27 protein-coding genes are annotated in these 25,281 nt (G+C 30.7%); 10 read left to right on the top strand and 17 right to left on the bottom strand.

Annotated features, from left to right (window positions below):
• Positions 1 to 48: 48 nt before the first annotated feature.
• The 3 genes from ACREWB_RS01245 to ACREWB_RS01235 all read left to right on the top strand — a co-directional run bounded on the left by ACREWB_RS01245 (position 49) and on the right by ACREWB_RS01235 (position 1,585).
• Positions 49 to 606: a LemA family protein gene (locus tag ACREWB_RS01245; RefSeq protein WP_431545661.1), complete on the top strand. Its 558-nt coding sequence runs from the start codon at positions 49 to 51 to the stop codon at positions 604 to 606.
• Positions 607 to 610: 4 nt separating this feature from the next.
• Entirely contained in the window at positions 611 to 1,330 is a 720-nt protein-coding gene (locus ACREWB_RS01240; protein WP_431545660.1) for a hypothetical protein, read from the top strand.
• Between the two features lie 108 nt (positions 1,331 to 1,438).
• Complete coding sequence (locus ACREWB_RS01235; RefSeq protein WP_431545659.1) at positions 1,439 to 1,585, top strand: small, acid-soluble spore protein, alpha/beta type; 147 nt, start codon at positions 1,439 to 1,441, stop codon at positions 1,583 to 1,585.
• A gap of 47 nt (positions 1,586 to 1,632) precedes the next feature.
• On the opposite strand, the gene ACREWB_RS01230 is transcribed toward ACREWB_RS01235, so the two are convergent.
• From ACREWB_RS01230 to ACREWB_RS01220, 3 genes are all read right to left on the bottom strand, one after another.
• A complete protein-coding gene (locus ACREWB_RS01230) occupies positions 1,633 to 2,373 on the bottom strand; it encodes a copper homeostasis protein CutC (protein WP_431545658.1) in 741 nt (246 codons plus the stop codon).
• 209 nt (positions 2,374 to 2,582) lie between these two features.
• Positions 2,583 to 3,821 carry a serine/threonine transporter SstT gene (gene sstT / locus ACREWB_RS01225; RefSeq protein ID WP_431545657.1) on the bottom strand — a complete coding sequence of 413 codons (1,239 nt, stop codon included), beginning with the start codon at positions 3,819 to 3,821 and terminating at the stop codon, positions 2,583 to 2,585.
• 277 nt (positions 3,822 to 4,098) lie between these two features.
• The gene (locus ACREWB_RS01220) at positions 4,099 to 6,525 is read right to left on the bottom strand and encodes a glycoside hydrolase family 2 protein (RefSeq protein WP_431545656.1); all 2,427 of its coding nucleotides are present in this window, start codon (positions 6,523 to 6,525) and stop codon (positions 4,099 to 4,101) included.
• 216 nt (positions 6,526 to 6,741) lie between these two features.
• Between ACREWB_RS01220 and ACREWB_RS01215 the strand changes: the two genes are divergently transcribed.
• Positions 6,742 to 7,626 (top strand): glycine betaine ABC transporter substrate-binding protein, encoded by an 885-nt coding sequence (locus ACREWB_RS01215; RefSeq protein ID WP_431545655.1) that lies wholly within the window; start codon positions 6,742 to 6,744, stop codon positions 7,624 to 7,626.
• 68 nt (positions 7,627 to 7,694) lie between these two features.
• Here the strand turns inward: ACREWB_RS01215 and ACREWB_RS01210 are convergent, their stop codons facing one another.
• The 8 genes from ACREWB_RS01210 to ACREWB_RS01175 form a co-directional block, all read right to left on the bottom strand.
• Positions 7,695 to 7,967 (bottom strand): DUF5320 domain-containing protein, encoded by a 273-nt coding sequence (locus tag ACREWB_RS01210; RefSeq protein WP_431545654.1) that lies wholly within the window; start codon positions 7,965 to 7,967, stop codon positions 7,695 to 7,697.
• Between the two features lie 86 nt (positions 7,968 to 8,053).
• Positions 8,054 to 9,004: a hypothetical protein gene (locus ACREWB_RS01205; protein ID WP_431545653.1), complete on the bottom strand. Its 951-nt coding sequence runs from the start codon at positions 9,002 to 9,004 to the stop codon at positions 8,054 to 8,056.
• Positions 9,001 to 9,342 carry a PadR family transcriptional regulator gene (locus ACREWB_RS01200; protein ID WP_431545652.1) on the bottom strand — a complete coding sequence of 114 codons (342 nt, stop codon included), beginning with the start codon at positions 9,340 to 9,342 and terminating at the stop codon, positions 9,001 to 9,003. The genes ACREWB_RS01205 and ACREWB_RS01200 overlap by 4 nt, the downstream gene beginning before the upstream one ends.
• A 142-nt stretch (positions 9,343 to 9,484) precedes the next feature.
• Entirely contained in the window at positions 9,485 to 10,858 is a 1,374-nt protein-coding gene (locus tag ACREWB_RS01195; protein ID WP_431545651.1) for an MATE family efflux transporter, read from the bottom strand.
• Between the two features lie 2 nt (positions 10,859 to 10,860).
• Positions 10,861 to 11,289: a MarR family winged helix-turn-helix transcriptional regulator gene (locus ACREWB_RS01190; protein ID WP_431545650.1), complete on the bottom strand. Its 429-nt coding sequence runs from the start codon at positions 11,287 to 11,289 to the stop codon at positions 10,861 to 10,863.
• A gap of 144 nt (positions 11,290 to 11,433) precedes the next feature.
• A complete protein-coding gene (locus tag ACREWB_RS01185; RefSeq protein ID WP_431545649.1) occupies positions 11,434 to 12,081 on the bottom strand; it encodes a hypothetical protein in 648 nt (215 codons plus the stop codon).
• A 102-nt stretch (positions 12,082 to 12,183) separates the two neighbouring features.
• The gene (locus tag ACREWB_RS01180) at positions 12,184 to 14,097 is read right to left on the bottom strand and encodes a M56 family metallopeptidase (RefSeq protein ID WP_431545648.1); all 1,914 of its coding nucleotides are present in this window, start codon (positions 14,095 to 14,097) and stop codon (positions 12,184 to 12,186) included.
• Positions 14,090 to 14,473, bottom strand: coding sequence for a BlaI/MecI/CopY family transcriptional regulator (locus tag ACREWB_RS01175; RefSeq protein WP_431545647.1), 384 nt, complete (start codon positions 14,471 to 14,473; stop codon positions 14,090 to 14,092). The genes ACREWB_RS01180 and ACREWB_RS01175 overlap by 8 nt, the downstream gene beginning before the upstream one ends.
• A 255-nt stretch (positions 14,474 to 14,728) precedes the next feature.
• Between ACREWB_RS01175 and ACREWB_RS01170 the strand changes: the two genes are divergently transcribed.
• On the top strand, positions 14,729 to 16,432 hold the full coding sequence (locus ACREWB_RS01170; RefSeq protein WP_431545646.1) for an oleate hydratase: 1,704 nt from the start codon (positions 14,729 to 14,731) through the stop codon (positions 16,430 to 16,432).
• 69 nt (positions 16,433 to 16,501) lie between these two features.
• On the opposite strand, the gene ACREWB_RS01165 is transcribed toward ACREWB_RS01170, so the two are convergent.
• Entirely contained in the window at positions 16,502 to 17,062 is a 561-nt protein-coding gene (locus ACREWB_RS01165) for a TetR/AcrR family transcriptional regulator (protein WP_431545645.1), read from the bottom strand.
• A 265-nt stretch (positions 17,063 to 17,327) separates the two neighbouring features.
• Between ACREWB_RS01165 and ACREWB_RS01160 the strand changes: the two genes are divergently transcribed.
• Both ACREWB_RS01160 and ACREWB_RS01155 read left to right on the top strand, forming a co-directional pair.
• The gene (locus ACREWB_RS01160; protein WP_431545644.1) at positions 17,328 to 17,675 is read left to right on the top strand and encodes a YggT family protein; all 348 of its coding nucleotides are present in this window, start codon (positions 17,328 to 17,330) and stop codon (positions 17,673 to 17,675) included.
• A gap of 105 nt (positions 17,676 to 17,780) precedes the next feature.
• A complete protein-coding gene (locus ACREWB_RS01155; RefSeq protein WP_431545643.1) occupies positions 17,781 to 18,704 on the top strand; it encodes a DMT family transporter in 924 nt (307 codons plus the stop codon).
• Positions 18,705 to 19,112: 408 nt separating this feature from the next.
• Here ACREWB_RS01155 and ACREWB_RS01150 read toward each other — a convergent pair whose 3' ends face one another.
• Together ACREWB_RS01150 and ACREWB_RS21790 are read right to left on the bottom strand one after the other, a co-directional pair.
• A complete protein-coding gene (locus ACREWB_RS01150; protein ID WP_431545642.1) occupies positions 19,113 to 19,319 on the bottom strand; it encodes a hypothetical protein in 207 nt (68 codons plus the stop codon).
• Positions 19,320 to 19,328: 9 nt separating this feature from the next.
• Positions 19,329 to 19,439: an iron-sulfur cluster assembly accessory protein gene (locus tag ACREWB_RS21790; protein WP_503417239.1), complete on the bottom strand. Its 111-nt coding sequence runs from the start codon at positions 19,437 to 19,439 to the stop codon at positions 19,329 to 19,331.
• A gap of 112 nt (positions 19,440 to 19,551) precedes the next feature.
• On the opposite strand from ACREWB_RS21790, the gene ACREWB_RS01145 reads away from it, so the two are divergent.
• On the top strand, positions 19,552 to 19,701 hold the full coding sequence (locus tag ACREWB_RS01145) for a hypothetical protein (protein WP_431545641.1): 150 nt from the start codon (positions 19,552 to 19,554) through the stop codon (positions 19,699 to 19,701).
• 589 nt (positions 19,702 to 20,290) lie between these two features.
• On the opposite strand, the gene ACREWB_RS01140 is transcribed toward ACREWB_RS01145, so the two are convergent.
• On the bottom strand, positions 20,291 to 20,701 hold the full coding sequence (locus ACREWB_RS01140; RefSeq protein ID WP_431545640.1) for a hypothetical protein: 411 nt from the start codon (positions 20,699 to 20,701) through the stop codon (positions 20,291 to 20,293).
• 282 nt (positions 20,702 to 20,983) lie between these two features.
• Between ACREWB_RS01140 and ACREWB_RS01135 the strand changes: the two genes are divergently transcribed.
• Entirely contained in the window at positions 20,984 to 22,255 is a 1,272-nt protein-coding gene (locus tag ACREWB_RS01135; protein WP_431545639.1) for a methyl-accepting chemotaxis protein, read from the top strand.
• A gap of 125 nt (positions 22,256 to 22,380) precedes the next feature.
• Here ACREWB_RS01135 and ACREWB_RS01130 read toward each other — a convergent pair whose 3' ends face one another.
• Positions 22,381 to 23,316, bottom strand: coding sequence for a tRNA dihydrouridine synthase (locus ACREWB_RS01130; protein WP_431545638.1), 936 nt, complete (start codon positions 23,314 to 23,316; stop codon positions 22,381 to 22,383).
• Between the two features lie 202 nt (positions 23,317 to 23,518).
• Between ACREWB_RS01130 and nagZ the strand changes: the two genes are divergently transcribed.
• Positions 23,519 to 24,802, top strand: coding sequence for a beta-N-acetylhexosaminidase (nagZ, locus tag ACREWB_RS01125; RefSeq protein WP_431545637.1), 1,284 nt, complete (start codon positions 23,519 to 23,521; stop codon positions 24,800 to 24,802).
• Between the two features lie 3 nt (positions 24,803 to 24,805).
• On the opposite strand, the gene ACREWB_RS01120 is transcribed toward nagZ, so the two are convergent.
• The gene (locus ACREWB_RS01120) at positions 24,806 to 25,201 is read right to left on the bottom strand and encodes a DUF1523 family protein (protein ID WP_431545636.1); all 396 of its coding nucleotides are present in this window, start codon (positions 25,199 to 25,201) and stop codon (positions 24,806 to 24,808) included.
• Between the last annotated feature and the right edge of the window lie 80 nt (positions 25,202 to 25,281).

Here is a 25,281-nt window from a genome sequence, read left to right as displayed (position 1 = left end):
TAATGAGATAGCCTGTATATAAAATAATTAAAATTAGGAGGAGCTATTATGATATACATTATTGGAATTGTGGCTGTACTTATTTTACTTGGAATTAGACTTATTTTCTTTTATAATAAGATGATAAAGAAAAAAGCGAAGGTAGATAATAGCTGGGGGCAAATCAATGTTCAATTAAAAATGCGGTCAGATTTAATACCTAATTTAGTCGAAACTGTAGGAGCATATGCCACCCATGAACAAGAAACCTTGACTAAGATTACTAAGGCTAGAAATATGTATTTAAATGCGCAGTCTACCAATGAAGTAATTGAATCTTCTGATGCCATGACAGGAGTAATAGGACGACTTTTTGCAATATCCGAGCAGTATCCTGACTTAAAAGCTAACCAAGGATTTTTGGATTTACAATCGCAGCTTAGAGAGCTGGAGCAAAAAATAGCCATGTATAGACAATTTTATAATGATACTGTATTAATGTTTAATCAATTTGTTATTTCTTTTCCAAATAATATTTTTGCAGCTATATTTGGTTCTAGGGAGCTGCCTTTCTTCCAAATAGATGCGTCAGAAAGATCAGCGCCTACTGTACAGTTTAGGAGATAAAAAAATGAAGAATACACAATTAAAAGGTATAGTTACCTGCATAATAATTCTGATAAACTCAATTATAATAACCATAATAGCCATGGATAATGGCTGTTATGGTATGGCCTTTTTAGGAATTTTTTCTTCTTTATCTAGTTTTACAATTTTCTTTCTGTTTGTAGGTAGGGCAAACTGTATGGCAAAAATGCTTAATGGCAGTGATATTATTGCAGCATGGCAGTACACAGAAAGAGACACAATTAATAATATAAAAAAAATAAAAGAAGAAAATAAAGGGCTTTTTGTTATGGCCATTCCTGTATTTTCTCTTGTGATAATTATTGTAGCATTAACTGTAGGAGTTGCATCTGGAAATATAGGTGTAGGGCTTATTATTTTTATTATTGTATTAGCACTTAATATATTGTTTTTTAAGATGTATATGACCACGGAAATAAAAGAGAAAAATGTTAATATAAAAGCTTCAGACTGGAAAAAAAGCTATGTATATATTTCTACATCAGGAATTTATGCTCATGGTATTCTAAGTGTTTGGAAAGGATGGGGATCTAATTTAAAGTCGGTTAATTATGATGGTACAAAAAAAACATTAGACTTTACCTATTCTTATATCAAGCCATATGGGTTTGGAAGATATACAGTTAATGTAAGTGTTCCAGTAGATAAATTATATTTATTAGATAATCTCAAAAATAGTTTTTTGGCTTACTGGCAAGAATAGCATGATAAAAATCGGATACGATTCGTATATTTGGGCATATTAATACTGACTATCTATTTTAATGAGACATTTTTTTTGTACTCATAGATAATTAAGGAGGGGTTTTATATGCCACATATAGACAAAAAAAATAACAAAGACAGTAAAAACAATGATAAAAAAAAGAAAAAAGAACTAGATACGATGAATGTAGAAATTTCTGATGAAATAGGAATTTCTAAACACTCTAAAAAAGCAAAGAAAACATATAAATAAATCTTCCTAAGTAGAAGTGACATCACTTCTACTTTTTTCAAAGCATATTACTTCTCCAAAATTTCTCTAATCTTTGCTATTTCTTCACATTGAGTTCTAAGAATCACATACTCACTAATAATGGGAAACCCCATGCTTATATCGTCTCTTCTATATTGCATATCACTTTCAACCTCCATCTTACCAGAAGTATGTACCGCATAAGATTTAGTATAGCTTATTACATCTTCTACATTACTTGAATTTATTCCACTTCCTATGAGAATTTCTATCTTATGTTCTGATTTTTCCACCAGTTTTTTTAAAAGTTCTTTACCCTGTGTACAACTATTTTTCTGACCTGAGGTTAAAATAGAATTGATTCCTAACTTCTTTGCTTCCTCTAGTGTAGCAAGTGGATCTCTGCACAAATCAAAAGCGCGATGAAGAGTCACATGCATTCCTTCTGCCTCTGCTATAAGCTGTTTCATTCCATCTATATTAAGTGTTCCATCTGGTTTTAACATCCCTATAACTACTCCACTTGCACCAGCTTTTTTAAACATTCTTATATCTCTTTTCATTATTTCAAATTCATTTTCTGTATAACAAAAATCACCATATCTAGGTCTAATTAAAACATTCATTTTTAAGCTTACTTTTTCTCTTAATATTTTGAATAAGTTTATATTAGGTGTTGTACCCCCAATAATTAGATTGCTGCAAACTTCCAGACGGTTTGTTCCACCTTTTACCGCTTCCATAGCTGATTCTACAGAATCCACACAAACTTCTAAAATATATGACATAGTATTCTACTCCCTTTCTGTAAATAAGTTATACATCATTAATCTCTAACCCTTGCTCGCTTAAGTTTTCATAAACTATAATTCTGCGTTAATTCCCATATACCTTTATATAAAATAAATTTCCCTATTCCATAAAAAAAACACCAAGATTATAAAATCTTAATGTTTTTTATGGTGTTAAATAAATCAGGTATTTTAACCTACCTTCTTTAAGCTACCTTTTTGATATCAATTTCTTTTCCTTCTTTACGACGCTTAGCAAATTCAGCTGTTGCTGTGAATAGTGCATCTGTGGAAGAGTTAAGTGCCGTTTCACAAGAATCTTGTAAAACACCTACAATAAACCCTACACCAACTACTTGCATAGCAATGTCATTTGGTATTCCAAATAAGCTAGCCGCTAGAGGCACAAGTAATATTGAACCACCAGCTACGCCTGAAGTACCGCAAGCGCTTACAGCTGCCAGTATACTGAGGATTAATGCAGTAGGCATGTCCACTTTAATTCCAAGTGTATTTACTGCTGCAAGGGTCAAAACAGTAATGGTAACAGCTGCACCAGCCATATTTATCGTAGCACCTAATGGAATAGAAACCGAATACGTGTCCTTATCTAAACCTAGTTCTTCACACAAACTCATATTTACAGGAATATTTGCCGCTGAACTACGTGTAAAGAAGGCAGTAATACCACTTTCTCTTAAACATTTAAGTACAAGTGGGTACGGGTTTTTACGAATATTTATGTACACAATGATTGGGTTTATAACAAGAGCCACAAAGACCATACAACCAATTAGAACTGCAAGTAATTGTCCATAGCCAAGTAGTGCTGATATTCCATTTGTTGCAATAGCATCAAATACGAGACCCATGATTCCAAGTGGCGCAAAGTTTATAACCCATCTAACCATTTGGGTTACTGCATCTGAAAAATCATTAATCATTGTCTTTGTAGAAGCAGGAGCATTTTTCAAAGCCAAACCAAGAACTAACGCCCAAGACAATATCCCTATATAATTGGCATTAAAAAGTGCTTTTACTGGGTTATCAACAACATTAAGTAGTAATGCTTTAAGAACCTCTACGACACCTCCAGGAGGTGTAACATTTTTAACACCTTCTGTTAGTGTTAATGTTACAGGGAATATAAAACTTGCTGCTACCGCCACAAATCCAGCCAAGAATGTTCCTAAAAGATACAAACCGATAACGGATTTTATATTGGTTTGATGACCACTCTTATGTTGAGATATAGCCGACATAACCAAGAAAAATACCAATATAGGTGCAATCGATTTCAAAGCTCCTACAAATAGCGATCCAAAAAGGATAATTGGTTTTGCTTGCTCAGGGATTGTTACGGCCAAGATAATACCTATAACCAAACCTATAATTATTTGTTTTACCAAACTGATTTGATTCCACTTACTCATTAGTTTTTTCATAATTTATTCCTCCTAATAGTTAAGGAGAGACGAAACAATACACAGCTATTTTAGCCATACTACTAACTTACTGTTTATTCTCCTACTTTGAACAATTGCAAGTAAAAACGATACAAAACAGATTCTATCACGGATTGCAACTCATGTAAAGTAAAGAATAGGTGTAATTTTTACCAACAAATAAGCAGTATAATCTGTCTTATGATACAAATAAACTACAGAATAATCATAAGTTTGATTATTCTGTAGTTTAAATATAACTTTAATAAAATAAAAACTATACCTTTAAAACATTTATTAAAACTTTCTCTTCTCCATATCGTTCTGATGTAATCGTGACCTTCGCATTTCCTGATGAACCAGTGGTTTTTATCCAAAAAACGCTTGACCCGCCTATTAAAGGAATGTGCTTTGGACCGATAATTTCTATTGGACCCTCTACATTTAAAAATATGGATTCATTGCTATAAAATAGTGTTTTACTGTTATCATCTTCTATACTAACTACAATACGTGTAACATCATAGGTTTCTTCTTCAACAAGAGTAGTTGCATCTGGAGAAACTTTCATATGCACAGTGCCTAATTGCGATTTTTTAACAGTCAGTACAGATTTTTCGTTAATATATCCTTCAAATTTATAAGTAGTTGCAGAATCTCCCCAATTACTCATGTATATACCATATAACTTATAAATATCTGAGAAACTTTTTTTATATTTAACTAATATAAGCCCCATTTTAATTTTATCGAATAATGTTATTCCAGACTCTCCGGTTTTTGAGAGCCTTATAAAACTTTTTTTAATAAAACTTGCATCTTTATGATTAAAATCTTCATTTTCATGTATTTGATTTCCAATATAATTATCTACTATAACTGGAGCATGGGGAAGTGATGGATATAATTCTTTTGCAGGATAAAAATTACCAATGAATAATTCATTTTTATATACCTTTACATAATTGCAATTGGTAAAAATATAAGTATCCCCAACTAGACCTGCTGGAAAATCACCAATTTCCATGGAATTTGCCACATGCATAACAGGCTTTTCATCTTGCATAGAACTATATACATAAGCTGCATATTTTTCAATTCTATACATGTCCATAACACCGTGATAACAGATTTTATCCCCACTTCCGAAATCTTTATGGGTATTGTAATCAAACATACACCAACCAATAGCACCCGAAATATCCTCGTTTTTATACATAGCTTCAAGTACATTTAAATGTCTCTTTGCCTGTTCAATCCGATGAGGTTCGCTATCATACTTTTTAGTTGGAAACATATGTCCATTATGCTCTGTAACCAGATAAGGCACCCGTTTTTGGGTAACCCTCTTCCTATGTTTTAGCCCTTTATTTTTACCTGTATGAGAAAAATCATTAAAGGTGTATACATCTTCTAATAATTGACTTCCTTCTATATATCTAACGCCGCCAGTAGGTCTAGTTTCATCCAAAGCATGAGCAATGGCATTGGTTTCTAAATATAATTCAGCGCAGTCTTTGGATTCATTTATCCTTACGCCCCAAATAAATACACTTGGGTGATTCCAATCTTTCATAATCATTTCTCGAACATTTTTCTTTGCAATACTGCGCCATTCATTGGAATCTCCAACATGCTGCCAGCCTGGAATTTCATCAAAAACTAAAAGGCCAAGTTCATCACATCTATCCATAAAATGATTGCTCTGAGGATAGTGACTTAATCTAACAGTATTCACCCCTAAACTATATTTTAATATTTCTGCATCTTTATACTGAGCACTTTTGGGCATTGCATAACCTACATATGGAAATGATTGGTGTCTATTAAGTCCTCTTAGCTTTATCTTTTTTCCATTTAAATATAATCCATCGTTTTTATAAGCAATTTCCCTAAATCCAAATCGTAGCGTTTGTTCATCTAATATTCTTTCTTTATTTCTTACTTTAATGTTTAGTTGATATAGATTAGGATTATTTATATCCCATAAATTCACGTTATCTACAGTCTCTATAATACTATATTTTTCCAAGTATTCCCCTTTAAGCTCCACTATTTTAGTGAATTCATGGCAAATACTATTTTTATACACTAGTGTAAATACTATTTCAAGAGAATTCGTAATTTTTTTGTAGTTTTCAATATAAAGCTCTATGTCTAAAAGTTTTTTATCCTGCAAAATATCTTTTGTTTTTATATGGCAATTTGCAATAGATATTTCACTTACATACTCTAGCCTTACCTCTCTATATATTCCACCATAGGTAAGATAATCTATCATAAAACCAAAAGGCGGAATTTCCTTTCTTTCGTGAGTATCAACATATATTACAAGTAGATTCTCTTGTTCATATTTTAGCACTTTTGTAATATCCAATTTAAAAGGCGTATATCCACCTTTATGCTCACCAACAAATTCGCCATTTACAAATATTTTTGCGTAAGCCATAACACCGTCAAAGTGAAGAAAAGCATATCTATTCATCATGTCCTTTGAGACATAAACCATTTTTCTATAACAACATTCAATTTGATACATATTTTCATCAAAGTTATTATAAGGTATTTCTACAGCTGAGTGCGGTATGTTTACTTTTCCAAAAATGTATCCATTTTCATCACCTGAAATCATTCTTTCATCAAATTTAGGGCAAAACTCCCAATCAAAATTCAAATGTTCTATAATTGGTAAATTACTATTCATTAAAACGCCCCCATAATTAATTAGTTTTTCACTTCCTCTATATAGAATAACATCTTTTCAAATACAAAACATCCTAAGTCTAAAATTTGAACTTCTTAGCTATATTTGTTATACTGATTAAATGTGCTATAAATTTATAGTGGTATATTTACAAAAAATACATAGATCAAATACTAAAATAGTCACTACGTATATAATCTAAGGAGGAATAAATTTATGATTAAAAAAAACTTAAAGAAAATGGGTGTAATAGCTCTTAGTTTAGCGGTTTTAACTTTTGTAGGCTGTAGTAGCAGTAAAAATGCTAACAAATCTATTGGTGAGCAAATGGGTTACAAAATTACAGGCATAGATGCTGGTTCTGGCGAAATGGAATTTGCAGAGCAAGCTGTTAAAGAATATAACACAAATTATACTGTTCAAGCTAGCTCTGGCGCTGCTATGACACAAGCACTAGCAGATGCCTATGAAAATAAAGAACCAATAATAGTTACTGGTTGGTCTCCTCACTGGATGTTTTCTAAATATGACTTAAAATACTTAGACGACCCTAAGGGACTTTTCGGCGGCGTTGAGCACACAAGTACAGTTGTACGCAAAAACTTAAAGGAAAAAATGCCTAATGCTTATAAAATATTAGATCAATTTTATTGGACTCCAGAAAATTCTGAATCTGTTATGCTTGAAATTAATGATGGCGGAAACATAAAGAAAGTTGCAAGACAATGGGTTACTGACAATACAGATAAAGTAAGTAAGTGGACAGCAGGCGCAAAAAAAGTAGATGGAGATGCAATCAGGATTGCTTATGTTGCTTGGGATAGTGCAATTGCATCTACTAACGTAATTGGATCAGTACTTCAAGATATGGGTTACAAAGTTGATCTTGTACAAGTAGATGCAGGACCAATGTGGTCTGCAGTAGCTACTGGAGATGTAGATGCTATTGTTTCAGCTTGGCTACCGGGAACACACGCTAAATACTTAGCAGACTACAAAGATAAAGTTGAAGATCTAGGACCAAACCTAGAAGGAGCTAGAGTGGGTTTAGTTGTTCCTAAGTACATGGATATTAATTCTATAGAAGATTTAGCTAAATAAATTACTGATGTCTGTTGACTCAGAATTTAAAATAACAAGTAAAAAAGGGAGGATAAATCATCCCTTTTTTACTTGTCATCCTCAGAAGTATTCAATTGATTATTTATTAAATTAAGTCTATTTTCAAGATTAATTTTTTCTTGTGCAAGTAAATCTTTTTGGTTTATAGGATTAATTGAGTTATTAAAACCATTCATTCCTAAGCCGCCTCTTCTACCTGAATTTAAACCCATACCTAGGCCTCTAGTTCCTCCTACAGCATTAGTTACATTACAAAATCCCATACCTCTTCCTGTATTTGATCCCATTCCCATTGGACCTGTACCATCTCTTCTAGCCATGAAAACATCTCCTCTATTTTTAGTTTTGGGTATATGACAATAACTAATTTTGATCTATTCAAAAAAATATAGTTTTTTTATGAGAGCTATTTGTTTTTTCTAAGCAGTACTTTCAAGTGACCAAACACATCGAATGAAACGATTATTACCACTACCACTAGAGTAATATACATTGACTTTGTCCATACTGTTTCGATTTTAGAGGCGCGTGCACCAAGTTTTTCTGCTATTAAGTTCAAACGCCATAGGTCTGGATTATACACGAGCTGTGTAAATATGGCCACTCCTAATACATCTAATACTATGGATATAAAACGTGTTACAGACTGCCATTTTCTTATAATTAGCAGGTAAATATTTAGCAAAAGCGAGCCTATTAAGACTATATTTATCCATATCAAATAATGTTTAAAAATCACCATATTAAATATAGGGATAATTATTTGAGTGGACTCAAGTCCCTGAATTACTTGATTTATTGCAACCACACTGAGACATAAGAAAAATGTTTCAACAACCAGATCAAATTTTTTCACCCTTTGATGTGGCTGGATTGCTTTTTCTAATATGCTCAGAGACCAACCATTGTCTTTTGGTATTTTTTCTTTTGGACTATAGTATTGAATCGCTGCAAATATCAGTGTAATAAGCCCAATAGAAGATAATGAAGACTGCCAAATCTGAGATATGATCTTTAAATAAAGCTGAATACCCTCTTTGGCATTTGTTAAATGCATCATATTAGTTATTGTTATCCCTATTGCAGTACCAATAAGTGCAATTTTTAGAACCAACCAGTAGGTATCAATATAAGCTGCTCCAATTAAGACTCTAGGTTCATGCATATATGCCTCTGCAACTTTTCTAGGATGGCCCATTATTCTAATGGCTGTTTCAATTTCTTCATCTGTATATTCTTTTTTTCCGAAATTATCTTCAAGATAATCGTATAAATTGACTTCAATGTCCTTAAGCACTTCTATTTTTTCATAAGGCGGTAAGTACTTTCCTATTGTATAAAGATAGTTTGATATCATGGTGTGCCTCCTATTAGCTTTGACATAGTTTTCTCAAGCAATGTCCAATCCTTCATAAGCCTTTCTCTTACGTTTAAACCAAGTTCGCTAATTTTGTAGTAACGCCTTGGTCGATTTCCTTCAAGTTGCCATAAAGATTCTAATAAACCTTGTTTTTCAAGGCGCCTCATAAGTGGATAAAGTGTGTTTTGTTCCACTGACATCCCCTGCCTTGTAAGTTCCTCTATCAGTGAATAACCATACTGCTGCTGGTCCAGCTGTGTTAAAACCGCTAAAACCAAAGTCCCACGTTTCATTTCTTGCTGGATATTCTGAACTATGGATTCCATATCGGTCATGATACCAACTCCCTTAATTACATTATACTGTGTGTCACACAGTATTGTCAATATTATATTGTTTTTTATATAAAACTTTATAATGCGGAAAAGTGGCCAAAGATAAAAGCCTTACAAACTTAATGTTTGTAAGGCTTTTAGATTAGCACACGTCTTGTATTTTTCCTTCTAAATTTTTAATTTTTTCTCGATATACTTTAATTGCAAAGTACCCCGAAATTATTAAAGAAGCTCCTTCTGATATTGGAAAAGCTATCCATATCCCGGTTAATCCAATTGATTTGCTTAGAATAAATGCCAATGGTAATAAAATAATAATCTGTCTTGCAAAGGATATAATAAGGCTTACTTCTGCTTTACCAAGCGCTTGAAAAGCCACAGAGATAACTATTGCTACCCCTGAAAACACAAAACCTATACTTATAATTCTCAGACATTTAATTCCAATTACTTCCATCTGTGGTGTGCTGCTAAATAGCATAAGCAGCTGCCTCGGGAATATTACAAATACAGTTGTACCAAGAAGCATTATTACGCACGCAAATATACAACCATACTTGACAGTTTCCAGTACCCTATGCTTATTTTTAGCGCCATAATTATAGCCAACTATAGGCATGAGACCCTGTGTCAAACCGAATACAGGCATATATATAAAAGACTGTAATTTAAAGTATGCTCCAAATACTGCAACAGCAGTTCCAGAAAATCCTGCTAAAATCAAATTAATACCAGATATCATTATGGACCCCAACATTTGCATAAACATTGCAGGGACTCCAACTTTGAATATTTTACCTGTAATTTTACTACTATAATGAAATTTCTTTAAATTTAGTTTTAATCCATTTTTATTTCTAAGTACGAGTTTAATTGCATATAGCATAGCACATATCTGACCAATAACCGTTGCTATTGCTGCACCCTTTACACCTAATTTAGGGATAAATAACAATCCGAAAATGAGAATTGGATCTAGAACTATGTTGGTTATCGCACCTAATAACTGTATTCTCATAGAACTTAACATGTCACCAGTAGATCTCAAAATATTCATACACACTTCTGATATAATGCTACCAAATGAAAACAGCATAATAATCCTAGTATACTGTACTGCATATTTAATAACAACAGGGTCGTCAGTAAACAGTTTAGCAAATATTTCAGGTACAAATGTTGAACATATAGCAAGGATAATCCCTAGTATAATGCCTATTGCAAACCCATGTTCCGCAGTATTCACCGCATCATCTTTGTTCCCCTCACCCAGTTTTCTAGACATAAATGAGTTAATTCCAACGCCAAACCCCACAAATATTGATACTATTATAAGTTGAATTGGAAAAGCTATGGATAAAGCAGTAAGTGCCTGCTCGGATATTTTTGCTACAAACATACTGTCTACAACATTATATAGTGCTTGTACAATCATGGACAGCATTGCTGGCAATGACATTTTTATAATCAGCTTCTTTATATCCATATTACCTAGTTTATACATATTTTCTTTCATTGTTAGTTCTCCTTCGATGTCGTTATATTATCTACCATTTTGGCTAGCATACTTCTTATTGTTTCAATATCATCATTAGAAATGTTATTAGTGAGAATGTCTTCCCATGCTTCTAAGATTTCTATAATGCTAGGAAATATATCTTTTGCTTTATCTGTTAAATATATGCCCTTTTCCCGTTTATCACTTGCGCTAACTACTCTATTAACATAATTATTTTTTTCAAGATGGGTTATTATTTTTGTTATAGTGGCCTTATTAAATAAAAACAATTCATTTATTTGTGTTAGGTTAGCCCCCTTATCGTCCCTTAAAAATAATAATACTTCAGCTTGAACTTTATTTAGATTATATTTTTTTAGCTTAGCATCCACATAATTATTTGCATTTCTATATAATATTGAAATATTTCTTCCTATTATTTTTCGCATATTTTCTCCCCCTATAATAGTTGCACAAGAAACTATTATACATCATAATGGTTTCTTGTGCAACTATTATTTAAAGCAATATATATCACTAAAAAATCACGCTAGTATAAGCGTGATTTTTTATTAAATATATAATTTTCTATATTATTTTCTACCTTTTTTTGACCATATTTTTAAACCTATAAGAAGTCCAGTCCCAATGGTGGATGCAATTCCTGTATATAATGCTACTTTACCTTTGCTTGTTTTATTTTTGGGTGTTTTAACTGTCTTGTGATAATCTTCCATTAGGTTTTCATACTGTTTCTTGTTCATATTACCTATACCTATACCCATAACTGTACAATTCATGCCTGCAAAATAATTAATTTTTTCTGATATGTAACAGTTAAAAGCATGTATTTTCTGCGGCGTTGAACTTCCATCATTCCATAACTCAACTCCGAATAACTCTTCATATATAAATTGATGTTGGAAAACAACTAAAGAGTAATTGCCCACTTTTGAGTGATATATATTAATATATCCACTTTTTGCAATTTGATTGTCGATATTGCCTTTGTATAAAACTAAAACATTCTTAGATGAATTTTCGCCCTTAATTTTATCAAATAATTCGTTGCCATTAAATGATTGAAATAATTCAACAGTAGTTATATTATTCTTTACTAATGCAAGTTTGATTATTTCTATATATGAATCAATGTATTGTATATCTTCAGGAAGTTTATTTTTGTATTCATTTATTATATTTTGAGTTTTCTTATTAAATACACCATTTATAAATTCCACTTTTATACACCTCTTTCTTTCTAGTGAGTTTTATTAGTTTATCATATGTTACCCTATTTGTTTGTTTTACATAACATTTGTTTTTAAAAAATCTTCTTTCTACTAATAACCCTTTGATAATGCATTTTGAAGTAAATCTATCTTACCCGCAAGCACAGAAATATCACCATATTGTTTTTCAATAGAAGCCCGCGAAAATGTAAATGTGTCATCATATTTTGAATTATCTAATTTTCCATCAGACTGTGAATCACGAAATGCAAAGTTTACTTCATCAAGATTATCAATCATGCAAAATAAAACCAATGCATTTCTGCTCATATTAGAATAAGTCTCATTATCATGATCGACAATTGGCCACTCAAAGCTATGTGAAGTATGTTTTCTTGCTTCATAAAACACATTAAGTTTGTATGGTTTTTTTTCTGTTACCATTGATATATATTGTTGCTTAAAATAGCTATAAGGTACAGGCAGAGCGTTTACTATAATAGAAACCTTACTGTTATCCCCTAAATATGGTGTTTTATATTTTGAGATTCCAATTAAATCGTATGCTGGCATACCAACTTTTACAGCAAACCCATAACTAACTGTTCCTCTATCTTTAAAGTTTAATCGTAACGTATAAATATATTCACCCGCATCTTTTGGTGCAGTCATACCTAAATCCCCACCATTTACAAAGGATGATGGTACTGGTTTGTATAACTCTATGGACTTACCATCTTTATATATGGAAATCTCTTCAATTGAAAAATCATATTCTTTATCTTTTTTTGATTTTTGTGTTCTAATAACAAATTCTTGACTTGGTTTTATTAAAGTAGTGTTATCTAATTTATAATCAAAATTTTTAGGATCATCTGAGTCAGCCTGAATGGTTTCACCACTATATTTCCAAGAATAAGTACCCATAAGTGCTACTTTTACCTCTTGATCTTCTACATTTATATATATATCATGAGGGGTATTTTCCCCAGCCCCAACTCCTGCTCCTAAATATAATGCACCAAATATAAGACATCCTAGTAAAATCACCGAGAGAATTATTACCTTTTTTGATTTTTTACTATGGTTCATAATTGCTACTAACCTCTCTTTTAAGCCCTTTTTCTCGTCTAACATAGTTACCTGTAATGTACCAGTAGGATATTTATGCTGTGCTACAACAGATATTAATGTATCCCCATAATCTTGTTTTTCTGATGGACTAAGGTTTTTGATTACCGCTTCATCACAAGCTAGTTCGCAAGAATTATTAATATCCTTTTTAATAAATTGCATTAGTGGGTTAAACCAGTGGATTGATGTTGCTATCATTATTAGCCATTTCACTGCAATATCAAAACGTTTAAGATGTACAATTTCATGAAGCAAAATATTCTTAAGCTGAATTTCATTAAAATTAATGTCTGGAATGATAATACAAGGTCTTATAACTCCAATTAGCATTGGGGTGTTCAAAAATCGATTACGTACAAGCCTCACTTTGTTTCGTCCTTTAAGTAAAGTGACCAACATTTCTTTTTCTCTATTAGTAGCTGAAATATTTGACTGTTTTAGATATTTTAAAAATTTAGCATACCCTGTTAAGTTAACAGTAAGTGCGATTATTACGCCCATTAGCCAAAGGTATACACTATACTGGTTAAATAAATCTTTGAAATTCCTATCCTGCTTAGCCTCACTATTATAAAGACTATTGGATACATTTTCTTGAACATTAGGTAGTGTATTTGAATTAGATATATTTTGGGCTGTCCCCCCAACTGGTTGAACTTTACCTTGTGAAGTTTCTATCACTGGCATTTGGTTACCATAAAACAATCCATTCATAATACTTGTTTCAAAAGAAAATGGTAGTGTAAGCCTTAGGAGCACCACAATCCAAATGTAGTATTGTATAGACTTTGAAAGCTTGTGTTTAATAAATGGCTTCAATGTAAATATCAATATCGCAAGAACGCTGCCCGATAATGAAAGTGATAGCAATAGTTTAACTGTTTCATTCATCACTATTACCTACCTTAAATAAATTTCGTAGTTCCTCGATGTCAGTATCATCAAGTTTTTTACTTCCCAAAAGAGATGCTACAAGTTTTTTTGCACTGCCAGAATATAACCTATTAATTAAATTTTGTGTAGTATATTCGTTGTATTCTGCCTCACTAACTAAAGGCTTATAATAGAACATCTCTTTTTTAGTGGCTAAAACTACACCCTTATCGCACAGTCTGCGAAGTAATGTTTTTATTGTAGATGTTTCCCACTTACTTGTGTTCTCCAGTGTTCGTCTAATATCTGACATTGGGAGTTCATAGCCCGCTTCCCATAATACTCGCATAACTTCAACTTCTGAATTTGTTATTTTAGAAACCAATGTGTTCATATTCATTCCCCCTCTTGGGTTACCCGTGTAACCTTAAATATAGTTTACAGCCGTAACCTTTGCTTGTCAATAGATAATTTACATTTTGTGTCTTAGAGTGAATTCACTTTGAAGATTAGCTATCACAAATCAAAGGCTTTGTTGCAAATTTGCACAAACCACCCCTTTTGATGATTTACTGCCTTTGATAAAAATTATATTATTGCTATAGACACTCCAACACAAATTTTTAAATTAAAAGGAGATAGATTAATTATGGTAAATTATGAGAGAATTAAAACATTAAAACCTGAAGGAATTGAAAATAAAAAAGCATATCTAATTGGCGGAGGTATCGCTTCACTTGCGGCTGCTGAATACCTAATCCGTGATGGTCATATGGACGGTAAAAATATAACTATTTTAGAACAAAAAAATATTCTCGGTGGCTCTATGGACGGTGCTGGAAATGCAAAAGATGGATATGTTGCACTTGGCGGACGAGAAATGGAAGCGCATTATGAATGTATGTGGGATTTATTCGGGAAGGTGCCATCATTAGAAGAACCTGGACGAACTGTTTTAGATGAATTTAAAAAACTAAATGATAGTGATCCTAACTACTCTAACTGTCGTGCAATCGCTAACCGTGGAGAAAAACTTGATTTTTCAAGTCTTGGACTAGCAGAAAATCATGTTAAACAACTTACTAAATTATTTCTTGCTACAGAAGATTGTTTAGGAGCCGTTACTGTTGAACAATTTTTCGATGCTTCCTTCTTAAAAACTGATTTTTGGTTATATTGGAGAAGTATGTTTGCATTTGAAAATTGGCACGCTCTTGTTGAAATGAAACGTTATATGCATCGTTTTATGCATCTAATGCCAGGAATGAGTAAAATGAAAGGATTAGTTTTCACTAAATATAATCAATACGATTCAATGATTCTTCCACTAAAAAAATCGTTAGAGTCACAAGGAGTAGTATTTGATTTAAATACAAAAGTAACTGATTTAGATATAGATATAACTGCAGATAAAAAAACAGTTACTGGAATTCATTTAACTCGTAATGGAAAAAAAGAAGAACTTATTAAAACTACAGAAAATGATTTGGTATTCTTTACTAATGGATCTATGACTGAAAATGCTACACTTGGAAATATGGATAAAGCACCGGTACTCGATAGAAGCGAAGGTGCATGCTGGAGTCTATGGAAAAAAATAGCTACAAAAGATGCTTCATTCGGAAAACCAGAAGTATTCTGTAGTGATATTGATAAAACCACATGGGAATCATATACAATAACTGCTAAAGGCCCTAAAATGAGAAAACTTATGGAGAAATTTGCCGAAAGAGAGTTTGCTCCACATCAAACTGCAACAGGCGGAATAATAACAGTTAAAGACTCAAAATGGTTATTAAGTGTTACTGTTAATAGACAACCTCAATTTACCAATCAACCTGATGATGTTATAGTTATATGGGCATATGCTTTATTCCCTAACAATGAAGGTGATTTCATTAAAAAGAAAATGAGTGCTTGTACTGGTAGTGAATTATTACAAGAACTTTTATATCATTTAGGAATTGATGAAAAAGATATGCATGAATACATTGAAACATGTATAGTAATTCCTTCTATCATGCCTTATATTACAAGTCAATTTATGCCTCGCGAAAAAGGAGATAGACCACAAGTTGTACCTGCTGGTAGTTCAAACCTTGCATTTTTAGGTCAATTTGCAGAAGTTAAAGATGATTGTGTATTTACTGTTGAATATTCAGTTCGTTCTGCTATTATGGCTGTATATACTTTACTTGGACTTGAAAAAAATCCACCTGAAATATATGCTAGCCAATACGATATACGTGTCGTTGCTAATGCAATTAAAGCATTGAATAGTGGAAGACCACTACCTGCTGAAGGAATCATCAAAAAATTATTGTGCAATACAAGTTTAGAGGGCTTAATTTAAGTCTTAAAAATAAAAAGCTATGAAATATGAGTTTAAAAACTTAATTTCATAGCTTTTATATATATAATACTATTTTGGTATTTTAAATTCTAATAGTGCTTTATGGGTATCTCCAATTATTATTTTATTGAGATTATCAACAATTTGCTGTGGATTTTCTTTCATATTTTTTCTTATCCATTCAAGCAATAAGCCAACAAGCGCAACCTTATAAAAATTTACTACAAATTCCTTTTCTTTTTCAGACACTTCTTTGCCTAAGGTAATTTCATCTACAACATTTAAAACCAGGTTGTACACTGCACTATATAAGTGAGTTTCTAATTGGCCTCGACCAATAGAATTATAAGTATTTAGAACCATTTTTCGGTTTTCACTCAAATAATAAAACATCCTCAAAAAGCCCTGTTGCCATGTCTTATAGGTTATAGTTTCTTCCATTACGTTTCCAACTTCATTTTTAAAAATCCACTCTAAAAGTGCATAAATATCTTGAAAGTGATAATAGAATGTACGACGATTTACTTTACATTCCTTAACAATATCATTAATTGTGATTTTACCTAAAGGAGTAGTATTCATTAAACTTTTTAGTGATTGTGCTAAAGCTTGTTTTGTAATTTCTGACATACTTTTTTCCCTCCTTTTTCGACAATTATATATATATTATATTTTGAATATATTATTTAGTCAATATACTTAATTTACTTCGTCTAACCTAACAACTTTAAATTAAGTAAGAGCATTATTTAGATTTAAGCTTTGTTAGATAATATTGTTAAATTTTAAGTCGAATAATGCTTGTATTTCTCTAAAATAAGTCTATACTTGTTCTATATAACAAATCTTGCTATTATGTATAAATAATAAATCAAACTAAATGGAGGAAAATCAAATGGGAGAAAACACTAATTACAAGTCCAGTGAGCATAATTTTAAGTACAGAAAAATAGTGTATTATATACTGGGTATTATTGAAATTTTTTTCGCCTTTAGACTTATTTTCAAGCTTCTTGGGGCCAATCCTGGGAGCACATTTGTATCACTTATATATACAATTTCAGGAGCATTCCTTGCCCCCTTCAGCGAAATATTTAGAACAGCAGTAACTAAGGGTATAGAGACCAAATCAGTTTTAGAGCCTGCAACTATTATAGCTATGATTGTTTATGCACTTATTGCATATGGCATAGTAAAGTTAATTGAAATAGCCGGAATACATAAGGATAAAGAAGTAAAATAACAATAAAACCAGGAGAATAGTTATTGCTCCTGGTTTTACTGTACAGATTAATTAAAATATTCTATACCTGCTACAAGCTTATAGTTATAAACTGGAGGTAATTCTATGAATCACAAAATGGATATGTTACCAATTTTATCAGGAATACTTACATCATCAATCTTTGGTTTAAGTTTTTTATTTTCTAAAAAAGCGCTGAACATCGTAGAGCCTTTTACCTTACTATCTTTTCGCTTTCTTACTGCCTTTTTAATCATGTCCATTCTTATCATCTTCGGGGGTATAAAAATAAATTATAAAGGCAAAAACATAAAAAGTCTGCTTGCTCTTGGATTAACGCAACCAATCATCTATTTCATGTTTGAAACCTTTGGGATTAAATATTCTTCCTCATCCCAAGCTGGTCTAATGATTGCACTTATTCCTATATTTGTAACCGTTTTATCTGCTTACATTCTAAAGGAAATTCCATCAATAAAACAGTGTGGTTTTATATTTCTCTCTGTTAGTGGAGTAATACTGATTGTACTTATGAATGGATCAACCTCTTCTGGAAGTTTACTAGGTGTGTTTCTATTACTTGGAGCAGTGTTTTCTGCATCAGTGTTTAATATCCTGTCAAGGAAGTTCTCTAAAAAGTTCAGCTCTATGGAGCTAACTTACGCCATGATGGCAATGGGCGCAGTATTTTTCAATCTTGTTTCTATTTATAATCATTTAAGAGCTAACACATTAACCCAGTATTTCTCACCTTTAAAGAATAAAAGTTTTCTAATCTCCCTTTCATACTTAGGAATATTGTCTTCTATAATTGCATTCTTTTTAATTAACTTTACTTTATCTAAAATCGCGGCTTCAAAATCTGCAATTTTTGCTAACTTATCTACTATTGTTTCAATAATCGCTGGAGTTGTACTTCTTCATGAGAGTTTTAAATTATATCACCTTATTGGATCTGTATTAATATTAGTAGGCGTTTGGGGTACAAATTACTTTACATGTAGAGGGGTTCGCCCAATTGAATTATAAATATCATTTAGCTTAACCCATATTCCTTCATTTTTTCATCTATATATCTTTTTTCTAAAATTTTATCAAGTTCTTCTAGTAAATAACTATGTATATGATAACAATGGTAACAGTTATTTAATAGACGCGGTGTCATGGTATGATGAGAAAGATCTTTTAACAAATAAAAAATATAGTGTTTTAATGTATGAATTCCCCAATATTAAATCCGTACCAGATATTTAAAAGATAGAAATCATCAGTGCATATACGAATTTAACAAAAGCTTTTGATGCTAAAATAAAATGAACTATTAACAAAAAGCATTAAGGCACACCCCCGTTAAATCATTTAAAAAGAGCATTTCTGTATTATTCAGAAATGCTCTCCATAAATTTACCTGCTATTATGTAGTCGCTAATTAAATTTTTAACTACAGCTACTACAACTAGCACATTCACCATCTGTTTTATTCTCTAGTTCGATAGAAAAACCGTCTAAACCATTTTCCTCACCACATTTTATTACTAAATTTCCAAATTCATCATTAACACTCTTTGCTACTAATAATTTAATATCTCCAAATTTCTCAACATTGTCGTCTTCTTTTTGTTCATCCAGAACAAGATTAAACACAGGGCCACTTCAGCCATTACCTGTTAAGTTAATTCTTATTCGATCTGAAGTTACATTGTTTTCCTTAAGAAATTTTTCAAATTCCGTAAGGGCTAATTCACTCATATTTACAAAAGCCATTCTTATTACCTCTCTTTACATTTTATTTAATAATGATAGTAACTATTTTCATTACTAAATAACATATTAAATTAAAAATGAGAGTTTTGCAACAGTTACTTGTACATTAATTATGAATATTAAACAAGTAAAAACAATATTGTTTTTATTTAATTATACTGAAAAGATAAAGCTTGTAGATATTCCACCAACAAATACCAACGTCTTTACTATAACAATAAGGTTTATACTTAACATTCCAATTCTTTTAATATATTTTTAATTGCTTTGGTCTCCGATGAATATTGAAATGTTTCTATAATATTATTTTAATCTAATATACCTATTTAATACATAGAATATGTATTAGGTAATTATTCGTTTCTTCTATATTCCTAAAAATTACCATATAGTATCTTTTAAAAATTTCCATAAAAAAAGGTACTATTTAAAGTAACCCCTGCTCATATTTAAAATGTTGCTAGTATATCTTTGTTGACTTTTATATATAATATTTGTAGAATATAATAAAGTGGGTGATTAGAATTAAAGATATTTTTGAAGCATATAAAAACAATATATTATTTTGTATTATACTTATTATATCTTTGTGTATCTCTATAACTATTGGTGCTATTTCTATGTATTTTATCTCTTATCACACACAAAATATATGGTTGTCACGTCTTTCATGTGCTTTGATTTTCAGTATAGTTCCTTTCATTTGTTGTTCAATTTTTAACATAAAATATTCAAGGCAATTTAGAAATTCAATTTTAATATTTTTGAAAGCATCAATTTTCTGCTACTTGCCTATTTTTGTATTAGGATTTATAGTATCTTTAATTGTAAGCAGTAAATAAACATACCCTCTATTTTAGAATTGGTAATGCTTCTGCCCATTCTAATACTACTAATACACTTTTTAAGATGTCTTTTTGTAGTTCAACCTCATTTTCATATGACTTAGAATAAAAGTCTCTTCTGATTTCAGTTATATCTTTAAATGTCTCAAGAATGGTGTGTGCTTCATGATCAATTACATAGCCTTCTGGTAGAAATGGTAATTTTATACCCTCCCCAAATAAAATATAACTTTGTGGCAATTTCTCATATGTATGACCGCTACAACAATAAGTTGTTGTATAACCTTTCTGGTTTAATATCTTTATAATTACTATATACAGATCATCAATACTAACCAATTTACTACCACAATTGCCACAAGGAATCCTCCTTGAGAAACCATAAACTTTAAAGCAATTCAAGCATATTTTTTTCATCTATATCCCCCATTCACCTATTCAATATCTATGCTAAAACTCTTACGTCTAAAAGAACTGGTTTCTTCCATCCCCCCCTATAATTTCGAATATTTCTATTATATATTATAAGTTTTATATTAAATTTTATCAACTTATTATTAAATAAATATTACTACACCTAAATATTGCAACTGTAATAAACTCTAAAATTATACAATATTATATGATTAAAGCATGAATTATATGTTAATATAGGTACATAGGTATTTTAAAACTATAATTACATTTAAGGGGGGCATTATGGTGCATAATAAGCTTAAAAAAGAAAAGAATAATAGAAAAGGGATGTCAATTAAAACAAAAATATCAATTCTTATTGGCGCATTAGTAATTTTAAACATTGCTACAACTTCTGTTTTTACCTATACAATAGGTTCGCTTGTAGGTTTATTTTCAATATTACTTGGTATAATTGTATCAAATGTTATAATAAGTCCATTAATACAAATAACTTTACTTGTAGATAAAACTTCCAAATTAGATTTAAGTGATGATGCTATTACTGATAATTTAATTAAAAGAAATGATGAGTTTGGAAATATATTTAGAGATATAGTTAATATGAGAAAAACATTAAAAGATGTTGTAAAAGATTTAATTGAAACTTCGGAAAACATAAATAATAATACTGATATTGTTGAAAATCTTACGGATATATTAAAAATAAAAGCAGAAGAAAGCTCTTCTGAAACTGAAACACTATCAGCTGGAATGGAAGAGACAGCAGCTACAGCGCAGGAAATTTCTGCTTCTTCAGGTGAGATGAAAAATATGGTTAATAATATAGTAGATAAAGCCTCCGAGGGTACCAATATAGCTCAGAGCATTGTTAAAAAAGCAATTGGGATTACCATGGGAACTGAGGGGTCTAAAAAGGATACTGACAAAGTTTATAATGATATAAAGAATCAGTTAGAAGTTGCAATAGAGGGTTCAAAAGCGGTTGATGAAATACATGGTCTAGCAGCTTCAATACTTCATATAACAAGCCAAACAAATTTATTAGCACTAAATGCTGCTATAGAAGCTGCTAGGGCAGGAGAAGCAGGCAGAGGCTTTGCAGTAGTCGCAGATGAGGTTAGAAAGCTTGCAGAGCAATCGGGAGCTACAGCAGCTGATATTCAAAATGTAGTTAAAAATGTAAATTCTTCAGTAAAAAACTTATCTAAAAGCTCTACTAAAATGTTAGATTTTATGGATGAAGAAGTTTCACTTAATTATGAAATAATTATGGGTACTGGAAAAGAATATATGGATGATGCAGAGAATTTTAATAAGTTTATGAAAGAATTTGATGAAACGGCACAACATTTGAATAACTCAATAAACGGAATTTCAATTGCAATAGAGCAAGTAACCGGTACTGTTAGTGAAGGTGCAGAAGGCGTATTTAGCATTTCAGATAAAAGCATTGACATAGTAACCAAGATGGAAGAAATAAAAAATACTACTAGTGGTAATAAGGTTAGTGCTGAAAAATTAAAAGAAATAACATCAAAATTTAAAATTTGATAAAAAGCAGGGCTGAAAGGTTATTTCAGTCCTATTTTTTCGCCCATGAATACACAGGTTTATTTACTGCAACCTTAATAAATTTAAAATACTGACTTGCAATTTCCTTTAAGTTAACTCTTTTATTACACCAGGTCCTGTTCTCTAAATAAACTTGAAACAGCTTCATCATAATCATATAATCTTTCTGATTTCTTAATTTTTTTTGCATATTTTGCATTATTTGAAAACCCTTGAATCAAATAAGACCACAATTCTTTCATTTTAAACAAGACATTCCTATCTCCAAAGAGCATTCTTTTATAATCTTCATAAATTTTATCATGAAAATCTTTTAGTTGTTTTTTTTCTAGTTTACTCTCATTTGTAATGCCATTAATAAGTCCAGGATTTCTTAATAATCCCCTGCCAAACATTAAAGTGTCCACACTAGGGAAATCTGTCAAAAACTCCTCATGATCTTTTATTGTAAAAAGATCACCATTATAGCAAACAGGATTTTTACTTAAAATCAGCGCTTCCTTAAAAATTTTCAGATTAGGCTTATTTCTATAAAAATCTTTTTGAGTCCTTGGATGAATAATAAGCTCTTCTATAGGGTACTTGTTAAATATTTCTATTAAATCATAAATTTCTTCTGGTTGTTCTTTTCCTATTCTAGTTTTGATTGATATTTTTGTTATGGATTCGGAAAATATTTCATCTAAAAATACATCAAGTTCTTCTCGTTTTGAAAGGAATCCAGACCCTTTATTTTTTGAAACTACAGTTCCAGAAGGACATCCCAAATTTAAATTCACCTCATTATATCCTAGCATTTTTATTTTCTTTGAAGTATGGATAAAATCTTTTGCATTATTGGTTAGTAATTGTGGAATTAAAACTAATCCTTGGTTGTTCTCAGGCAAAATATCATTTAATTCTCTAGTTTTAAAACTTTCACTTTGATTTGCAACAATAAAAGGGGAAAAGTATTTATCTATATTATTAAAAAAAGCATTATGGGCATTTCTATAAACATACCCAGTCAAGCCTTCCATAGGTGCGAAATAAAATTTCATATTAAACCTCCATTATTCAAATTCTGTATCATAGTGTTTTATCAATACTTTTTTACTTCCTATTATATCATTTAAATAGACTCAAACGAGAAATTAATTAAACAACCTTGCCATCCTTAATGTTAATTATTGAAATTCAGATTAAAATTCTATATAATTGGAGCAGGACACAATGTAAGTGTTAGAAGAAGGAGGCATATCAATGTTAAAAAAATTCAATTTAGTTCTTATGTTACTATTTATTTTATCAATTATGTCTGGTTGTAATGTAATTAGTAAAGTTAACAATAAAAATATAAATAATAATTCATCACAGATAGATGATGCACAAGGCCATTCACAAGAAAATAACACACAAGGTTCAGAAATAAAACCTGATCCTAAACCAATAGATCCAATCATAGAGCAAATAGTAAAAATGACTATAGACGAAAAGATAGGACAAATGCTTATTGTCGGAATTGAGGGCTATGATTTAAACGAGAATACTAAAAGCCTCATAGAAAAATATAAAATTTCTGGGGTTATATTATTCTCAAATAATGTTCAAGATTCTAATCAACTACTTAATCTACTAAATTCATTAAAAAGTGAAAATCTAAAGAATAAAATCCCACTATTTTTATCTGTTGATGAAGAAGGTGGTAGAGTAACAAGAATGCCTAAAGAATTTAAAAAGTTCCCAACAAATAAAGCAATAGGAAAAATAAATGATACTGTGTTATCTAACAAAATAGGTAGTACTATTGCGCTAGAGATAGGTTCCTTTGGTTTCAATATGGACTTTGCACCGGTTCTTGATGTTAACAGTAATTCAAAGAATCCAGTTATAGGAAATAGGTCTTTCGGAGAAGATGTAAATATTGTAAGTAACCTCGGAATTCAAACTATGAAGGGAATTCAATCTGGAAATATTATATCTGTAGTGAAACATTTTCCTGGACATGGAGATACCTCTATAGATTCTCATTTGGGATTACCTTCTGTAAATAATGATTTAAAAAGGTTAAAGAGTTTAGAACTAATACCTTTTATAGCAGCGATAAAAAATAATGCGGATGCAGTAATGATTGCACATATACTTTTACCTAAGATAGATAGTGAAAATCCATCTTCATTGTCTAAAATAATTATTACTAATATTTTAAGAGGTGATCTTAATTTTAATGGCGTTATAATTACTGACGATATGACTATGGGTGCTATAGTAAAAAATTATAATATTGGAGAAGCTGCTGTTAAATCAGTAAAGGCTGGAACCGATATTGTACTAGTTTGCCACGGTTATGATAATGAAGTAACCGTAATTAATGCAATGAAAAACTCAATATCAAAGGGCGATATATCTGGTCAAAGAATAGACGAAAGTGTATATCGGATATTGAGTCTTAAACAAAAATATAATCTAAATGATGAAATTTTAAATTCCGTAAATGTTGAAGATATAAATAGTAAAATAAATAACTTATTAAACAAGAGATTTTAAAATTTAATGGGTATCCGCGATTACTCCTTTAACACTTATAATATTTTGATAATATGATAATATGGGTATACTTATGCCATATGCTTTAATCTCGTATTTTCTATTAATTATAATTCCCCAATACAAATCTTCAGAATGAATTTTAAATTCTAATAAACTGTTAGTATTTTTAAATATCCTTATGTTTCCATTTTCCGTTTGTGTATAAATTAAATAAGTATCGATATTATCACGTTTTATTACTCGTTTATTTGCAATAGTTACTATATAAGTACTTCTAATAAAATGTGGAAATAAGATACTTACACCTATCATCACAATAACTATAATTATTATTTTTTTAATTTTAAATTTTGGAAAATTTATTCTTTTAAATTTGTAGTCAATATTCCCAATCATAATATCTCCTTTATTTTAATTAATCCACTTACTTTAATTGTTATTCTTTTTCCTGACTATTAGAATATAATACAGATAAA

This window comes from Clostridium sp. (assembly GCF_050717635.1).
Lineage (GTDB): Bacteria > Bacillota > Clostridia > Clostridiales > Clostridiaceae > Clostridium_AD.
Note: the sequence above shows the minus strand (reverse complement) of the source record. Positions and strands in the feature narration are given on the sequence as shown.

Coding starts and splice junctions, on each gene's coding strand:
- ACREWB_RS01160 (WP_431545644.1), top strand. CDS start 17,328: ATGGGAGAAAACACTAATTACAAGTCCAGTGAGCATAATTTTAAGTAC.
- ACREWB_RS01155 (WP_431545643.1), top strand. CDS start 17,781: ATGAATCACAAAATGGATATGTTACCAATTTTATCAGGAATACTTACA.
- ACREWB_RS01190 (WP_431545650.1), bottom strand. CDS start 11,289: ATGCGAAAAATAATAGGAAGAAATATTTCAATATTATATAGAAATGCA.
- ACREWB_RS01165 (WP_431545645.1), bottom strand. CDS start 17,062: ATGTCAGAAATTACAAAACAAGCTTTAGCACAATCACTAAAAAGTTTA.
- ACREWB_RS01120 (WP_431545636.1), bottom strand. CDS start 25,201: ATGATTGGGAATATTGACTACAAATTTAAAAGAATAAATTTTCCAAAA.
- ACREWB_RS01180 (WP_431545648.1), bottom strand. CDS start 14,097: ATGAATGAAACAGTTAAACTATTGCTATCACTTTCATTATCGGGCAGC.
- ACREWB_RS01200 (WP_431545652.1), bottom strand. CDS start 9,342: ATGACCGATATGGAATCCATAGTTCAGAATATCCAGCAAGAAATGAAA.
- ACREWB_RS21790 (WP_503417239.1), bottom strand. CDS start 19,439: ATGGCTTTTGTAAATATGAGTGAATTAGCCCTTACGGAATTTGAAAAA.
- ACREWB_RS01230 (WP_431545658.1), bottom strand. CDS start 2,373: ATGTCATATATTTTAGAAGTTTGTGTGGATTCTGTAGAATCAGCTATG.
- ACREWB_RS01135 (WP_431545639.1), top strand. CDS start 20,984: ATGGTGCATAATAAGCTTAAAAAAGAAAAGAATAATAGAAAAGGGATG.
- ACREWB_RS01235 (WP_431545659.1), top strand. CDS start 1,439: ATGCCACATATAGACAAAAAAAATAACAAAGACAGTAAAAACAATGAT.
- sstT (WP_431545657.1), bottom strand. CDS start 3,821: ATGAAAAAACTAATGAGTAAGTGGAATCAAATCAGTTTGGTAAAACAA.
- ACREWB_RS01215 (WP_431545655.1), top strand. CDS start 6,742: ATGATTAAAAAAAACTTAAAGAAAATGGGTGTAATAGCTCTTAGTTTA.
- ACREWB_RS01170 (WP_431545646.1), top strand. CDS start 14,729: ATGGTAAATTATGAGAGAATTAAAACATTAAAACCTGAAGGAATTGAA.
- ACREWB_RS01130 (WP_431545638.1), bottom strand. CDS start 23,316: ATGAAATTTTATTTCGCACCTATGGAAGGCTTGACTGGGTATGTTTAT.
- ACREWB_RS01245 (WP_431545661.1), top strand. CDS start 49: ATGATATACATTATTGGAATTGTGGCTGTACTTATTTTACTTGGAATT.
- ACREWB_RS01210 (WP_431545654.1), bottom strand. CDS start 7,967: ATGGCTAGAAGAGATGGTACAGGTCCAATGGGAATGGGATCAAATACA.
- nagZ (WP_431545637.1), top strand. CDS start 23,519: ATGTTAAAAAAATTCAATTTAGTTCTTATGTTACTATTTATTTTATCA.
- ACREWB_RS01140 (WP_431545640.1), bottom strand. CDS start 20,701: ATGAAAAAAATATGCTTGAATTGCTTTAAAGTTTATGGTTTCTCAAGG.
- ACREWB_RS01175 (WP_431545647.1), bottom strand. CDS start 14,473: ATGAACACATTGGTTTCTAAAATAACAAATTCAGAAGTTGAAGTTATG.
- ACREWB_RS01195 (WP_431545651.1), bottom strand. CDS start 10,858: ATGAAAGAAAATATGTATAAACTAGGTAATATGGATATAAAGAAGCTG.
- ACREWB_RS01220 (WP_431545656.1), bottom strand. CDS start 6,525: ATGAATAGTAATTTACCAATTATAGAACATTTGAATTTTGATTGGGAG.
- ACREWB_RS01145 (WP_431545641.1), top strand. CDS start 19,552: ATGAATATTAAACAAGTAAAAACAATATTGTTTTTATTTAATTATACT.
- ACREWB_RS01205 (WP_431545653.1), bottom strand. CDS start 9,004: ATGATATCAAACTATCTTTATACAATAGGAAAGTACTTACCGCCTTAT.
- ACREWB_RS01240 (WP_431545660.1), top strand. CDS start 611: ATGAAGAATACACAATTAAAAGGTATAGTTACCTGCATAATAATTCTG.